The sequence below is a fragment of the Streptomyces sp. WMMB303 genome, assembly GCF_029351045.1.
Lineage (GTDB): Bacteria > Actinomycetota > Actinomycetes > Streptomycetales > Streptomycetaceae > Streptomyces.
The window spans coordinates 2,692,301-2,707,428 of sequence record NZ_JARKIN010000001.1; the positions used below are offsets into that span (position 1 = coordinate 2,692,301).

11 protein-coding genes and 1 tRNA gene are annotated in these 15,128 nt (G+C 72.3%); 7 read left to right on the forward strand and 5 right to left on the reverse strand.

Features of this window, described 5'->3' with window-relative positions:
• Positions 1-124: 124 nt before the first annotated feature.
• Together P2424_RS12005 and P2424_RS12010 are read right to left on the reverse strand one after the other, a co-directional pair.
• The gene (locus P2424_RS12005; protein ID WP_276475747.1) at positions 125-1,345 is read right to left on the reverse strand and encodes a PLP-dependent aminotransferase family protein; all 1,221 of its coding nucleotides are present in this window, start codon (positions 1,343-1,345) and stop codon (positions 125-127) included.
• 92 nt (positions 1,346-1,437) lie between these two features.
• On the reverse strand, positions 1,438-1,875 hold the full coding sequence (locus P2424_RS12010) for a VOC family protein (RefSeq protein WP_276475748.1): 438 nt from the start codon (positions 1,873-1,875) through the stop codon (positions 1,438-1,440).
• Between the two features lie 196 nt (positions 1,876-2,071).
• Here P2424_RS12010 and P2424_RS12015 point away from each other — a divergent pair, with 196 nt between their 5' ends.
• On the forward strand, positions 2,072-2,431 hold the full coding sequence (locus P2424_RS12015) for a hypothetical protein (RefSeq protein ID WP_276475749.1): 360 nt from the start codon (positions 2,072-2,074) through the stop codon (positions 2,429-2,431).
• A 177-nt stretch (positions 2,432-2,608) separates the two neighbouring features.
• Here P2424_RS12015 and P2424_RS12020 read toward each other — a convergent pair.
• Positions 2,609-2,695 (reverse strand) — tRNA-Leu (locus tag P2424_RS12020).
• 566 nt (positions 2,696-3,261) lie between these two features.
• Between P2424_RS12020 and P2424_RS12025 the strand changes: the two genes are divergently transcribed.
• Complete coding sequence (locus P2424_RS12025) at positions 3,262-3,975, forward strand: ABC transporter ATP-binding protein (protein ID WP_276478938.1); 714 nt, start codon at positions 3,262-3,264, stop codon at positions 3,973-3,975.
• A gap of 112 nt (positions 3,976-4,087) precedes the next feature.
• Positions 4,088-6,622: an ABC transporter permease gene (locus tag P2424_RS12030; protein ID WP_276475750.1), complete on the forward strand. Its 2,535-nt coding sequence runs from the start codon at positions 4,088-4,090 to the stop codon at positions 6,620-6,622.
• Positions 6,623-6,847: 225 nt separating this feature from the next.
• Here the strand turns inward: P2424_RS12030 and P2424_RS12035 are convergent, their stop codons facing one another.
• Together P2424_RS12035 and P2424_RS12040 are read right to left on the reverse strand one after the other, a co-directional pair.
• Positions 6,848-8,209: a cyclopropane-fatty-acyl-phospholipid synthase family protein gene (locus tag P2424_RS12035; RefSeq protein WP_276475751.1), complete on the reverse strand. Its 1,362-nt coding sequence runs from the start codon at positions 8,207-8,209 to the stop codon at positions 6,848-6,850.
• A 231-nt stretch (positions 8,210-8,440) separates the two neighbouring features.
• Complete coding sequence (locus P2424_RS12040) at positions 8,441-9,889, reverse strand: NAD(P)/FAD-dependent oxidoreductase (protein WP_276475752.1); 1,449 nt, start codon at positions 9,887-9,889, stop codon at positions 8,441-8,443.
• A 485-nt stretch (positions 9,890-10,374) separates the two neighbouring features.
• Between P2424_RS12040 and P2424_RS12045 the strand changes: the two genes are divergently transcribed.
• From P2424_RS12045 to eno, 4 genes are all read left to right on the forward strand, one after another.
• A complete protein-coding gene (locus P2424_RS12045) occupies positions 10,375-11,028 on the forward strand; it encodes a lysoplasmalogenase (RefSeq protein WP_276475753.1) in 654 nt (217 codons plus the stop codon).
• A gap of 79 nt (positions 11,029-11,107) precedes the next feature.
• The gene (locus P2424_RS12050) at positions 11,108-12,355 is read left to right on the forward strand and encodes a cytochrome P450 (protein ID WP_276478939.1); all 1,248 of its coding nucleotides are present in this window, start codon (positions 11,108-11,110) and stop codon (positions 12,353-12,355) included.
• A 174-nt stretch (positions 12,356-12,529) separates the two neighbouring features.
• Complete coding sequence (locus P2424_RS12055; protein WP_276475754.1) at positions 12,530-13,627, forward strand: transglycosylase family protein; 1,098 nt, start codon at positions 12,530-12,532, stop codon at positions 13,625-13,627.
• Positions 13,628-13,810: 183 nt separating this feature from the next.
• Positions 13,811-15,091 (forward strand): phosphopyruvate hydratase, encoded by a 1,281-nt coding sequence (gene eno, locus P2424_RS12060; protein WP_276475755.1) that lies wholly within the window; start codon positions 13,811-13,813, stop codon positions 15,089-15,091.
• Positions 15,092-15,128 lie beyond the last annotated feature (37 nt).

A 15,128-nucleotide genomic window follows, 5' to 3' on the forward strand; every position in this document is an offset into this window, starting at 1 on the left:
GGTGCCTCCATGGCGCTGCCGTACACGGCGGCAGCGACACGCGGCACGGTCGCCCATTCAACCGTCCGCCCTCCGCCGGGGCAAGCCGCTCGCCGAACCGGCCGACTTCCGACGTCCCGGCCTGCTACCGCACCCCGGCCCGCAGCGCCCCGCCCAGCCGCCGCAGCCCTTCGCGGATCTCCTCCGGGGAGTGCGTGGTGAACGACAGGCGCAGCGACGCCGGGTCGCCGGGGCCGGCGAAGAACGGCGCCCCTGGGACGTAAGCCACATCCCGGGCGACCGCGTCGTGCAGCAGTTCCGTGGCGTCCCGGCCCTCCGGAAGCCGCGCCCAGACGAACATCCCGCCCTGCGGGCGGTTCCAGGTGCTGCCGGGTGGCAGCGCGGCGGCCAGGCCGTCCAGCAGCGCGTCGCGGCGCTCCCGGTAGGCGTCCCGGACCCGGGCCAGGTGCGCGTCCAGGTCGTTGTCCGCCAGGTAGCGGGCGGCCGCCGCCTGGTCGACGGTCGAGCAGTGCAGATCGAGCGACTGCTTGACGACGACGCAGGCGCGGCGCAGCGCGGCGGGCGCGCGCAGCCAGCCGAGCCGCAGCCCGGGCGCCAGCACCTTGGAGAAGCTGCCGAGCAGCACCGTGCGGTCGGCGGCCTGCGGCAGCGCGGCGACCCACGGCTCGGGCTCGCCCTCGAACCGGAGTTCGCCGTACGGATCGTCCTCCACGATCCACATCCCGTACCGTGCGGCGATCTCGGCGACGGCGCGGCGGCGCTCCAGCGGGAGGGTACGGCCGGTGGGGTTCTGGAAGGTGGGGATCAGGTAGAGCAGCTTGGGCCGCTCGCGCTCCACGGCCTCCGCCAGCGCCTCCGGATCGAGGCCCGCCTCGTCGGAGCGGACGGGCACCACGCGCGCCCCGGCGAACCCGAAGCACTGCAGGGCCGCCAGATAGGTGGGGTCCTCCACCAGGACGGTGTCGCCCGGCTCCAGCAGCGCGGTCGCCAGCAGCGTGAGGGCCTGCTGGGAGCCGGTCGTCACCACCAGTTCGTCCGGGACCGTCGGCAGACCCCGCGCCGCCAGCCGTCCGGCCACCGCGGCGCGCAGCACCGGGTCCCCCTCGGTGGTCGAGTACTGCAGCACCCGGCGCGGCTCGTCGGCGAGCACCCGGTCGTAGGCGGCCCGTATCTCCTCCGCGGCGAACAGCTCGGGCGCCGGGAGCCCCCCGGCGAAGGAGATGACCTCGGGCCGCTCGGTCAGCGCCAGGATCTCCCGTACCGGGGAGGAGCCGACCGAGGCGGCGCGGGCGGCGGGCGGAGGCGCGGGGGCGGGAACCGGTCCCGCGGACGTACTGGGAGTCATCCCCGCAGCCTAGAAGCGACGCCCGGCACCTCCCCAGCGGATTCCGGTATGCGGGCGGCCCCGCCCGTTCCCCCCGGCGGGCTCCACACGCCTCAGCCGGCCCGCTCCCCTCCCCCGTCCTGCTCCGCCCGGATCAGCCAGAGATGACCGTCCGGGTCGGCGAAGGCGCCCGCGTACCCCCAGGGCCGGTGGTCCGGCTCGCTGACCGTCCGGGCCCCGGCGCGGACGGCGCGGGCGATCGTCTCGTCCACCTCGTGCTCCGCGCCGACGGGGACCGCCAGGACGCACTCGCTGTGCCCGGGATCGGCGACGGTGTGGTCGCCGGTGATCCAGTCGAAGCCGTCCGCGGGGATCAGCATCAGTCGCAGCCCGTCGTTGACGACGAACCGCAGCGGCTCGGGTACCCCGTCCTCGGCGAGCTTCCCCACCGCCGCCAGGCCCAGCCCGTCGCGATAGAAGGTGTAGGCCGCCATCCGGTCGGCGACGGGCAGACTGACGGTGACCGGTGCGAGCGTACGGCCGACGGTCATGGGTACCTCCGGGATACATGCGGGTTCGTGTGTGCTTCGGACCCTCCATTGCGCCCCGCCGCGGCGCCGCGGCGTGCGCGCCACACCGAGGAGGCGAATCGCCGGTCGGAGGCACGGTCACACAGCACAGCGGCCCGCGGGCCGATATTGGGCCTGGAGCGAAAGTGCGCGAACACGAGAGAGGGAGGCCCGGGCGATGACGGCGGAGATGTCCGAAGGGGAGATGGAGGTGTCCCTGGAGCTGAGCGGCTGCGCCTGCGAGGACGCCGAGGCGGTCTTCCGGGTGCTGAGCGGGCTGTACCCCTCGGACTGGGCGGAGCTGCAGCCCGAGGGCCGCAAGGCCAACGTGTGGCTGTCGCGCTTCGATGTCACACGCGACAGCGGGCGGCCGGACGCGGTGACGCTCGGCGCGCAGGTGACGGCGGAACTCCAGGGCACCCCGCAGGCGGTGGAGCGGCTGCACCGGGTACTGCTGGAGGCGTTCGGCGTGGTGGAGGTGCTGGAGGTCGCCGGTGACCAGGAGAAACAGCTCCGCCTCCGACTGGAGACCCGCTGACGGCCCGGACATCACCGCAGTCGGGACACCATGCGTCCGGCGCCCTCGCCGGCCTTGCTCCTCAGGCGATGGGGGCCGGGGGCGCGGGGTCGGGCTCACCCGTGCGTCAGTGGTGCACCCAGGCTCGCCGACTGCTCGAAATCCTGTCGTCACCGCAGGTCACGACAGGTGGGCAGGTGGTGCCCGGAGCCGGACTTGAACCGGCACGGCCGCCGAGGGCCAACGAGGTTTAAGCTCGTCGTGTCTGCATTCCACCATCCGGGCACCGGCTCCTGGACCGCGTCGTACGCCGCCGGGCGCAGACGCCCCTCCCCAGGGCGTGGGACGAGCCTATCCAGGGTCTTCCCCTGAACAGCGGATGGACGGAGCGATGTTGTCTTATTTTATTGGCAACTGACGGGGCATCAGTGTCACATGCGCCACTTCGCAGCGGTCTCCCCGCTGCGCCCGGGTCGCCAGAAATGACGGAAAGTCGCCGGTCGGTCACGGGTGCGTACGTCCCATGCCGACCAGCGGCATATGACAAGGGGGTTTGCGGCCACGAGTGCCGCACCCGTCTCAGGGTCGTCCGTCATACCCAAGGATGACCGGCGGGCCGGGTTCTACCTCCGAAGGCTGTCCCGGAACCAAGAGCCGCGGCGGATCCCTGCGCGCGGATGGGACGGAACGATAGGGGCAGACGGAAAGTTCCGTCACTCACCTTCGACGTCCGACAGGAGCCCCGCGCCGTGACGACCAGTACCCGTCAGCAGCACACCGCGGGTGGCCCGCACTCCGGAGCCCCCGCCGACCATGCGCACGCCGGCGTCGCCGCGGCGCGCGCCACCGATCTGTCCAAGGTCTACGGCCAGGGCGAGACCCAGGTCGTCGCGCTCGACCGGATAACGGTCGACTTCCGGCAGGCCGAGTTCACCGCGATCATGGGCCCTTCGGGCTCCGGCAAGTCCACGCTCATGCACTGCATGGCCGGACTGGACTCGATCTCCAGCGGCAGCGCCCGCATCGGCGACACCGAGCTGACCAAGCTCAAGGACAAGAAGCTGACCCAACTGCGGCGCGACCGCATCGGCTTCATCTTCCAGGCGTTCAACCTGCTGCCGACGCTCACCGGCCTGGAGAACATCACGCTGCCGATGGACATCGCGGGGCGCAAGCCGGACAAGGAGTGGCTGGACCGCGTCATCCGGACCGTCGGCCTCACCGACCGGCTCAAGCACCGGCCCAACCAGCTCTCCGGCGGCCAGCAGCAGCGGGTGGCCGTCGCCCGCGCCCTCGCCTCCCGCCCGGAGATCATTTTCGGTGACGAGCCCACCGGCAACCTCGACTCCCGCGCGGGCGCCGAGGTCCTCGGCTTCCTGCGCAACTCCGTGCGCGAACTGGGCCAGACCGTCGTGATGGTCACCCACGACCCGGTGGCCGCCGCCTACGCGGACCGGGTGGTCTTCCTCGCCGACGGCCGCATCGTCGACGACATGGCCGCGCCGACCGCCGACGGCGTGCTGGAGCGGATGAAGTCCTTCGACGCCAAGGCCCGGACGAGCTGAGCCCGGCGCGCACCCGGCCGAACCGGTCCGGGTCGCCTCCGCCCCACGCTCCCGTCCCGCGCTCCCACCGCCCGTCCAGCCCACTCGCAGAAGGACCCTCCAGGACTTCCCCATGCTCCGTACCGCCTTGCGCAACGTCTTCGCGCACAAGGCCCGGCTGCTGATGACGATGCTCGCCGTACTGCTCGGCGTGGCCTTCGTCTCCGGCACCCTGGTCTTCACCTCGACCATTTCCGACGCGTTCCACAAGAGCTCCGAGAAGGGCTACGCGCACGTCGACGTCTCGATACGCCAGGACGGGAACGACGCGCCCGAGGGCCGGGACTCGCTCTCCACGCTCGACGAGCGCACCCTCGACAAGGCCGCGGACCTGCCCGGCGCCAAGTCCGCGACCGGCGTGGTCTCCGGCTTCGCCGCGCTCTCCGACAAGGACGGCAAGCTCGTCGGCGACGGCTTCTCCAGCCAGGGCGCCAACTACTACGGCGGCCGGGACGGCAAGGGCAGCGACCCGCGCTACCCGATGAAGGACGGCGCGGCACCGCGCGCCCCCGGCCAGATCGCGCTGGACGCCAAGACCGCCGAGCGCACCGGATACCAGGTCGGCGACACCGTCCGGATGTCGGTGAACGGCCCGGTGCGCACCGAGAAGGTCACCGGCATCTTCACCACCGACGACGGCAACGTCGCCGCGGGCGGCACTCTGGTGCTGTTCGACAACGCCACCGCGCAGAAGCTGTTCGCCAAGCCCGGTGAGTACACCGAGATCTCGATGCGGGCCGACCAGGGCGTCTCGCAGACGGAACTCAAGAAGCAGGCCGCCGGCATCCTGCCGTCCGGCACCGAGGCCGTCACCGGCAAGAAGCTCGCCGACGAGGAGTCCAAGCAGATCGAGCAGGGCATGTCGGGCATGAAGACGAGCCTGCTGGTCTTCGCCGGGATCGCGCTGTTCGTCGGCATCTTCATCATCGCCAACACCTTCACCATGCTGGTCGCGCAGCGCACCAAGGAACTGGCGCTGCTGCGCGCGGTGGGCGCCAGCCGCCGCCAGGTCACCCGCTCGGTGCTGATCGAGGCGCTGGTCGTGGGCACGGTCGCGGGGCTGGCCGGCATGGCGGCCGGAGTCGGCATCGGCGCCGGACTGCGCTCCCTGGTGGGCAGGATGGGCACCATGCCCGACGGGCCGCTGGTGGTCGAGCCGTCCACGGTCGTCGTCTCGCTGGTCGTCGGTGTCGTGGTCACCGTCCTGGCGGCCTGGCTGCCCGCACGGCGCGCGGCCAAGATCCCGCCGGTGGCGGCGATGGGCAGTGTCCACGCCCCGTCGACGACCCGCTCGCTGATCGTCCGCAACACCATCGGCGCGCTGCTGTCGGCCGCCGGCGCGGCCCTGGTGCTGGCGGCGACCGAGATGGACGACGGCAAGGCCCCGATGGGCGGCGGTGCCGCGCTGCTGCTGATCGGCGTCTTCGTGCTCACCCCGCTGCTGTCCCGCCCACTGATCGCGGCGGCGGCCCCGGTGCTGCGGCTCTTCAAGGTCAGCGGCAAGCTGGCGCGGCAGAACGCGGTGCGCAACCCGCGGCGCACGGCCGCCACCGCCTCCGCGCTGATGGTCGGGCTGACGCTGATCACGGGTCTGACGGTGATCGCCGGCGGGGTGCAGCAGGCGATCGAGAAGATGGCGTCCGGCTCGCTGAAGGCCGACTACACGGTCTCGATGGCCAACTACACGCCGCTCTCCCCCGAGGTGGAGAAGAAGCTGGCCCGTTCGGACGAGGTCACCGCGACCTCGCCGCTGCGCAACGCGCGGTCGAAGATCGACGGCGAAACCGAGTACCTGACGGGCGTCAACGGCTCCACCATCGCGCAGCTCACCTCGATCGACTTCACCGCGGGCGGCTGGTCCGGTGTCAGCAGCGGCAAGCAGGCCGTCGTGGACGAGGACACCGCGAAGCAGCGGGGCTGGAAGCCCGGGTCCCGGTTCGAGGTGACCTACCAGGACGGCGAGAAGGGCCGGTTCTCCGTCGCGGGCGTCTACCACGGCAACCAGATGATCAAGGGCATCATGGTCGACAACAAGGCCGTGACCCCGCACTTGACCAAGGTCGCCGACATGCAGGTCCTCGCCAAGACGAAGGACGGCGCGACGGACGAGGTCAAGAGGTCGCTGGAGAAGCAGCTCGGCGACAACCCGGCGGTCCTCGTGCAGGACAAGAAGGACATCTCCGACGGCATCGCGCAGATGATCAACATCCTGCTGAACATGCTGTACGGGCTGCTCGCCATGGCCGTCATCGTCGCCGTCCTCGGCGTGGTCAACACACTGGCCATGTCGGTCTTCGAACGCGGCCAGGAGATCGGGATGCTGCGCGCCATCGGCCTCGACCGGCGCGGGATCAAGCGAATGGTGCGGCTGGAGTCGCTCGTCATCTCGCTCTTCGGCGGTGTCCTCGGGATCGGACTGGGCGTGTTCTTCGGCTGGGCGGCCGGCGAGCTGATCTCCGGTTCGCTGGAGACCTACTCCCTCGTCCTGCCCTGGGGACGGATGGGCATCTTCCTCGCGCTGGCCGCGCTGGTGGGCGTCCTCGCCGCGCTCTGGCCCGCCCGGCGCGCGGCCCGGCTCAACATGCTGGAGGCCATCAAGACGGAGTGACCGGGACGGCTCCCGGCCCCGCCGGGAGACCGACACCGCGTCGTCCGTGCGCCCCCTCCGGGTCGGAGGGGGCGCACGCATGTGCGGTCCGCGTGGGTCACGGCGGCGGGCGCCCCGGACGCCACCGGACCGGGGGTCCCGCCCCGGGACCCCCGCCGGCCCCGTACCGGGACTGCCGTCGGAGTTGCCCCCGGAACAGCCGTCCGACCGCCCCCGGAGCAGCCGTCAGCCCCGGGCCTCCGCGTCGGCCGTCCACCGCCGGGTGCGCAGCGGCAGACCGGACGCGCCGGACTCCGGGGTCCGTACGGCCAGCACCTGGTTGACGCCGATGCGGTTGCGCTCGAAGGCGAGGGCCGAAGCGGCCATGTAGAGCCGCCACACCCGGGCCCGCCCCGGGGTGGTGAGCCGGGTCGCGCGGGCGAAGTCCGCCTCCAGGTTCCGCACCCAGGCGCGCAGTGTCAGCGCGTAGTGCTCGCGCAGCGACTCGACGTCCCGCACCTCGAAACCGGCCCGCTCCAGCAGCCCCACGGTGCGCCCGAGCGGGGCGAGCTCCCCGTCGGGGAAGACGTAGGCGTCGATGAACGGGTCCACCGCGTAGACCTCTTCGTCGGCGAGCGGGCGCCGGGCGATCTGGTGGTTGAGCAGCCGTCCGCCCGGCCGCAGGAGGGCGCGCAGATCGTCGGCGTACTCGCGGTAGCGGGCGGAGCCGACGTGTTCGGCCATCCCGACGGAGGACACGGCGTCGTAGGGGCCGTCGTCGATCTCGCGGTAGTCCTGGACCCGGATCTCGACCCGGTCCGTCAGCCCCTCTTCGGCGATCCGCTTGCGGCCGTAGGCGGCCTGTTCGCGGGAGAGGGTGACGGCGACGGCGCGCACGCCGTACTCGCGCGCGGCGTGCAGGACGAGCGACCCCCAGCCGCCGCCGACGTCCAGCAGCCGCTCGCCCGGGCGCAGCGCGAGCTTGCGGCAGATCAGGTCGATCTTGTCGCGCTGGGCCTCCTCCAACGTGCCGTCAGGCTGCCAGTAGGCGCAGGAGTAGACCATGCTGGGCCCCAGCACCAGCGCGTAGAAGTCGTTGCCGACGTCGTAGTGGTGGCTGATGGCCTTGCGGTCCCGGCCGAGGGTGTGGCGCAGGCCGGTGCGGTGCCGGGCCTCCTCGGCGGGGGGCGGGGGCGGCAGTCCGGGGCCGGCCAGCCGCAGCAGTTCGGCGGCGGCCCGCCGGGCCGCCGGGTCGCGTGCCAGGGACAGCGCGCCGCCCGCCCAGCCGGTGCCGAAGGCGGGCGCCTCGTCGGTTCCGGAGGTCAGCGCGCCCTGCTCGTCCCGCTCCCAGATGAGGCCGGCCAGCAGGTCGAGCGCCTGGTAGAGGTCGCCCTCGACATCGAGGTCGCCGGCCACCCAGGCGCGGGCCAGTCCCAGCTCGCCCGGCCGCCACAGCACCCGGCGCAGCGCCCGCCGGCTGCGGACGATCAGGACGGGCGCATCGGGCGGGCCGGCCTCACTGCGATCCCACGCCCGCACCCGGACCGGGAGCGGGACCCCGAGCAGTTGCTCCGCGAGCGCGACGATCCGTTCAGCGGCACCGGCCATAGAGCACACCTCCGTGTCAGGAAGGGGTGGATTCCCCGTACATCTAACGCGCGCGGGGGTGGGTGTATGCCCACTGTGCCCAACGGACCGGCGGTTCGACCGCGGCGGAAACGGCGAGAGGGGCGTGAGCCCCACGGATGGCTCACGCCCCTCTCGGACGTGCACGGAGGCCGCGGACCGGGTCCGCGGCCGGTGCCGACCGACCCGCTGCGGGGCCGGCCGGTTCCCGGATCAGGAGGAGGCGGCCGCCTTCTCGTTCCTGTCCCCGACCGGGCTGTCGGGGCGGCTGTCGGCCGACGCCTTGCTGGTGTCGGCGGACGCGGACGCCTCCGCCTTGGCGAGGGCTGCCGCGGTCACCGGCGCCGCCGCCTCGTAGAACTCACCCCGCGGGTGCTCCATGGCCCCCAGCGAGACGACCTCGCGCTTGAGGAACATGCCGAGCGTCCAGTCGGCGAAGACCCGGATCTTGCGGTTCCAGGTGGGCACCGCCATGCCGTGGTAGGCACGGTGGAAGTACCAGGCCAGTCGGCCGCGCAGCTTGATCCGCGTCTTGCCGAAGACGATCATCGCGACGCCCTTGTGCAGGCCGAGACCCGCCACGGCGCCCTTGTTGGCGTGCTTGTACTTGCCCTGCGGGAAGCCGCGCATGCCGGAGATGACGTTGTCCCCGAGCACCTTGGACTGGCGCAGCGCGTGCTGCGCGTTGGGCGGGCAGAAGGCGCCTTCCTTGCCGGCGGCCAGGTCCGGGACCTGCGCGTTGTCACCCGCGGCCCAGGCGTAGTCCATGCCCTTGACCTGCATACCGGCGTCCACGTCCACATGGCCCTTGGGCCCCAGGGGCAGGCCGAAGCGGGAGAGCACCGGGTTGGGCTTGACGCCCGCGGTCCACACGATGGTGCTGGAGTCGACCTCCAGGCCGTTCTTGAGTACCACGTGGCCGTCCACGCAGGACTCCATCGAGGTGTTCAGGTAGACCTCGACGCCGCGCTTCTTGAGGTGCTCCAGGCCCCACTCGCCCAGCTTCGGGCCGACCTCGGGCAGGATCCCGGGGGCCGCGTCGACGAGGACGAACCGCATGTCCTCGCGCTTGACGTTGGGGTAGTACTTGGCGGCGTCCCGGGCCATGTCCTCGACCTCGCCGATGGTCTCGGCTCCGGCGAATCCGCCGCCGATGAAGACGAAGGTGAGCGCCTTGCGGCGGGCGTCCTCGTCCTGGGTGGAGTCCGCCTTGTCGAACTGCTCCAGGACGTGGTTGCGCAGGCCGATGGCCTCCTCCACGCCCTTCATGCCGATGCCGTTCTCCGCCAGTCCCGGCACCGGGAAGGTGCGCGAGACGGCGCCCATCGCGATGACCAGGTAGTCGAACGGCAGCTCGTAGGCGTCGCCGACCAGCGGCGACACACTGGCGACCTTGCGGTCCTGGTCGATCGAGGTGACCCGGCCGGTGAGGACCTCCGCCTTGGGGAGCACGCGTCGCAGGGGGACCACGACGTGGCGGGGTGAGATGCTGCCGGCGGCGGCTTCGGGGAGGAAGGGCTGGTACGTCATGTACGACCGCGGGTCGACGACCGTGACGGTCGCCTCGCCGTAGCGCATCTTCTTGAGGATGCGCCGCGCTGCGTACAGACCGACGTACCCGCCACCCACTACGAGGATTCGGGGACGCTCCGTGGTGCTCATGGGATCGAGTATCCACCCATCCCGGGGGGTCACTTCGTGAGGGCCTTCACAAGGATCGGTGGACCCTCTGCTACACTGCGCCGCCCGTGATCGAGCCCACAGGCCATCCGTGGAACCCCCGCACCGCGTGAACCGTTGACACGCCTCTTGAGCTGCGGGGATCAGCGCCCCTTGAAGGGAAGCCCCGCGCGGCGGTGGAACCGCGCGCATCCGGCGCGACGGCGACACATCCGGAACCGCGCCCTCCAACGGGAGAACCGGGGCTCACCGGGCCCTTTCTCATGTGAATCAATTCACGAAACTCGTCCGCCCGGGCGCGCACAGGGCACCGCGAGGGGCGCTTCACAACTATCAGCCGAGTACCGGCCCGCTCAACTGAGAGTCTTGGGGCCGCCCCGAGTGGACCCACCGCCGGGCCCCGCCTGGGCGCGACTGCCCGCCACCGAAGGGTTGACGGTGTCGTACTGGGCGGTAACACTGCCCGGATGGCGATCACCAAGGGCAAGGGCAGGAGCACAGCCGCGTTCGCCGCGCTGGCCGCCGCGGACCTGTACGCCACCGCGAAGTCCCCACGCGGCCCGGCCCGCGCCGCGAAGCCCTTCCTGATGCCCGCGCTCGCCGCCCACGCCCGCGACGCCGCGCAGCCCGGGCGTCCGCCCGCCGCCCTGCTGGCCGGGCTCGCCTGCGCCACAGCGGGCGACACCGCCCTGCTGTGGGACCGCCACCAGCGCGCCCTGCTGACCGGTATGGCCGCCTTCCTCGGCACCCAGGTCAGCTACACCGCGGGCATGACGGCCCGGCTCGGCGCCGTCCGCGGACTGCGCGCCCGGCCCCGGCGCGCGCTCGCGGCGGTCGCCGCCTGGGGCGCCGTCAACGCGGTGCTCGCGCCCACGCTGGAGCGGCGCCTGCGCCTCCCGGTGGCCGGCTACAGCCTGGCGCTCACCGCGATGGGCGCCGCCGCGCTCGGCGTCGGGGGCAAGGTCGCCACCGGCGCGGTGGCCTTCATCGCCTCCGACGCGCTGATCGGCATGCAGGCCGCGCGACACGAGTTCCCCTCCCAGGAAGTGCTGATCATGGCCGGGTACCTGCTGGGGCAGTACCTGATCACCGAGGGCTGGCTGGAGCGCGCCCCGTCCTGAGCCCGCGCCGCCCCGAGCGCATACCGTCGTAGCCGTGCACGACCCGACCAGCCCGGACCACCCCGGCCCCCCGCCTCCCATGCCGCCGCTCTTCGACCGGCAGTTCGCCCTCGACCCCTACCCCGCGTACGCCTGGCTGCGCGAGCACGCGCCGGTCCGGCGGACCCGGCTGCCCAGCGGGGTGGAGGCGTGGCTGGTGACCCGGTACGCGGACGCCCGGGAGGCGCTCGCCGACCCGCGGCTGAGCAAGGACCCGCGCCGGCACGGCGAACAGGGCACCCACGGCAAGGGCAAGGTCGGCATCCCGGGCGAGCGCAGTGCGAACCTGATGACGCATCTGCTCAACATCGATCCGCCCGACCACACCCGGCTGCGCCGCCTGGTCTCCACCGCGTTCACCCCGCGCCGGGTCGCCGCCTTCGCACCCCGGGTACGGGAACTCGCGGACGGCCTCATCGACTCCTTCGCGCCGCGCGGTGAAGCGGACCTGATCCACGAGTACGCGTTCCCGCTGCCGATCTACGCCATCTGCGACATGCTCGGCGTCCCGCAGGAGGACCAGGAGGACTTCCGCACCTGGGCGGGCATGATGATCCATCAGCCCGGCAGCCCGCGCGGCGGTGTTGGCCGGGCCGTCAAGCGGATGCGCGGCTACCTGGCCGAACTCATCCACCGCAAGCGCGCGGAGGCGGACACCGCCGACGGAGGCGGCGACCTGATCTCCGGCCTCATCCGCGCCTCCGACCACGGCGAGCACCTCACCGAGAACGAGGCCGCCGCGATGGCCTTCATCCTGCTGTTCGCCGGGTTCGAGACGACCGTCAACCTCATCGGGAACGGCACCTTCGCACTGCTGCGCCACCCCGAGCAGCGTGCCGTGCTGCAGCGCGCCGTCGCGGCGGGGGACGAGAAGCTGCTCGGCGGCGCCGTCGAGGAGTTGCTCCGCTACGACGGCCCGGTCGAACTGGCGACCTGGCGCTTCGCCATCCGCGACCTGGTGCTGGGCGGACAGCGGGTGCGGGAGGGCGAAGCGGTGCTGGTCGTCCTGGCGGCGGCGGACCGGGATCCGGCCAAGTTCGCCGCACCCGACACCCTGGACCTGGCGCGGCAGGACAACCAGCACCTCGGGTACGGGCACGGCATCCACTACTGCCTGGGTGCCCCGCTGGCCCGGCTGGAGGGGCGGACGGCGCTGGCCACCCTGCTGCACCGGCTCCCCGATCTGCGGCTGGCCGCCGACCCCGACACCCTGCACCGGCGCGGCGGACTCATCATGCGCGGGCTGCGGACGCTGCCGGTGGAGTTCACCGCGGCCGAGGGCGGATGACCTGCGCGGGGAGCCGGTGTGACGGCCCCTCACTTATGTGACCGCGGCGTGATGTGGGCGACATTGGCTTGTGACTGTCGGACTTCGCAGCTACGTTCGGTCACCGGCTTCGGTCATCGACTGTTGTCATCGACTTCGGTCGTCGTCCCGTTCGTCCCCCACGAGAGGTCAACCATGCGCTCCGGGAATGGTCGGCACCGCCGCCCCCGCCAAGCCCCCGCACTGTTCGTCGCCGCCGGGGTCACAGGTGCCGGAATCGCACTTCCGCTGCTCGGTGCCACCGGCGCACACGCCGCCGACGCCCAGCCCTGGGACCGCGTCGCGGACTGCGAGAGCGGCGGCGCCTGGAGCGCCAACGACTCCAACGGGTACTACGGCGGGCTCCAGTTGGACCTGGACACCTGGAAGTACTACGGCGGCACGATGTACGCCGAGCGGCCGGACCTGGCCACCCGCAGCCAGCAGATCGCCGTCGGCGAGAAGATCCTCCAGTCCGAGGGTCCGCGCGCCTTCCCACAGTGCGGCGGCGACCTGAAGCTCGAGATCCCCGGCTCGGACGAGGACGCCGACCCGTCCGGTAAGCCGCCGCAGAACCCGGCCGACTCCGCCGGGAAGTCCGACCCCTCCGGCAAGCCCGACGACGCCGGGAAGTCCGGCGCGCCCGACGCGCAGCACCCGGAGACGGACCCGTCGCCGGACGCGAGCGAGTCGCCCACGGACAACGACGGCAAGGGCGACAAGGGCCACAAGGACACCGACGACGGCGGCGCGGACGAGGGCGCGGACTCCGACCGGGGCTCCGGGGAGCCGGAGAGCGGGGAGTCCGGCACGCCGCAGCCGCCGTCCGACGAGAGCACGTCCGACGCGCCCGGCTCCGGAGCCTCCGAGCCCGGGTCGCCGGACACCGACACCGGCTCCGACTCCGCCGGCGACACCTCCGGCTGGTCCGACCTCGGCCCGTCGAGCCCGAACCGGCTCAAGTCCCCGTCCGACTCGGACCGGTCCGGCAAGGGCCGGCACCGGGGGCGGCCCGCCGAGGAACGGCCCGAGCACGACGAGCGCGGCGAGCGGTCCTCCCGGGGCGGGGACCGCGATCGCACCGACGAGAGCGGCGGCCGGCACCGGATCACCGTCCGGGCCGGCGACTCGCTCGCGCGGATCGCCGCGGAGCAGGACGTCGAGGGCGGCTGGAGCGAGCTGTACGCGCAGAACCGGGAGACGGTCGGCGACGACCCGGACCTCATCCGCCCGGGCCAGCACCTGACCCTGTAGCCGCGCAGTCCGAGCAGTCCGAGCAGTCCGAGCAGTCCGAGCAGTCCGCCGTGGCCGTACCTCGCCGGAGGAGAGCCCTCCCGGAAGGGACACCCCGGCAGGAAACGGGACAGCCTCGCGGGTGCGCCGGGCGGGACGGTTAGGCTCGGGGCGGAAAGTCGTCCCAGACGAAGGAGAAACCTCGTGCCGTCCATCGACGTCGTCGTAGCCCGCGAGATCCTCGACTCGCGAGGCAACCCCACCGTCGAGGTCGAGGTCGGCCTCGACGACGGCAGCACCGGCCGTGCTGCCGTGCCGTCCGGTGCCTCGACCGGCGCCTTCGAAGCGCTCGAACTGCGTGACGGCGACGCCGCGCGCTACAGCGGGAAGGGCGTCGAGAAGGCCGTCCTCGCGGTCATCGAGCAGATCGGCCCGGAGCTGGTCGGCTACGACGCCACCGAGCAGCGCCTGATCGACCAGGCGATGTTCGACCTGGACGCCACCGCCGACAAGTCCTCGCTGGGCGCCAACGCCATCCTCGGCGTCTCGCTGGCCGTCGCGCACGCCGCCTCCGAGGCGTCCGACCTGCCGCTGTTCCGCTACCTGGGCGGCCCGAACGCGCACCAGCTCCCGGTGCCGATGATGAACATCCTCAACGGCGGTTCGCACGCGGACTCGAACGTCGACATCCAGGAGTTCATGATCGCGCCGATCGGCGCCGAGTCGTTCTCCGAGGCATTGCGCTGGGGCGCCGAGGTCTACCACGCGCTCAAGGGCGTGCTCAAGGAGCGCGGCCTGGCCACCGGGCTGGGCGACGAGGGCGGCTTCGCGCCGAACCTCGGCTCGAACCGCGAGGCCCTCGACCTGATCATCGAGGCCGTCCAGAAGGCCGGATACAACGCGGGCCAGGACATCGCGCTGGCGCTGGACGTGGCCGCCTCCGAGTTCTACGAGGACGGCGTCTACGCGTTCGAGGGGCAGAAGCGCTCCGCCGCCGAGATGACCGAGTACTACGAGCAGCTCGTCGCCGACTACCCGCTGGTCTCCATCGAGGACCCGCTGTTCGAGGACGACTGGGCGGGCTGGAAGACCATCACCGACAAGCTCGGCGACAAGGTGCAGCTCGTGGGCGACGACCTGTTCGTCACCAACCCCGAGCGGCTGGCCCGCGGCATCGAGGAGGGCATCGCCAACGCGCTGCTCGTCAAGGTCAACCAGATCGGTTCGCTGACCGAGACGCTGGACGCGGTCGAGCTGGCCCAGCGCAACGGCTTCAAGTGCATGATGTCGCACCGCTCGGGCGAGACCGAGGACGTGACCATCGCCGACCTGGCCGTCGCCGTGAACTGCGGCCAGATCAAGTCCGGCGCCCCGGCGCGCTCGGAGCGCGTCGCGAAGTACAACCAGTTGCTGCGGATCGAGGAGATCCTGGACGACGCGGCGGTCTACGCCGGTCGTTCGGCGTTCCCGCGCTACAAGCGCTGACCGCCGCACGCCGCGCCGCCGGTGCTCTGCGCCCCCA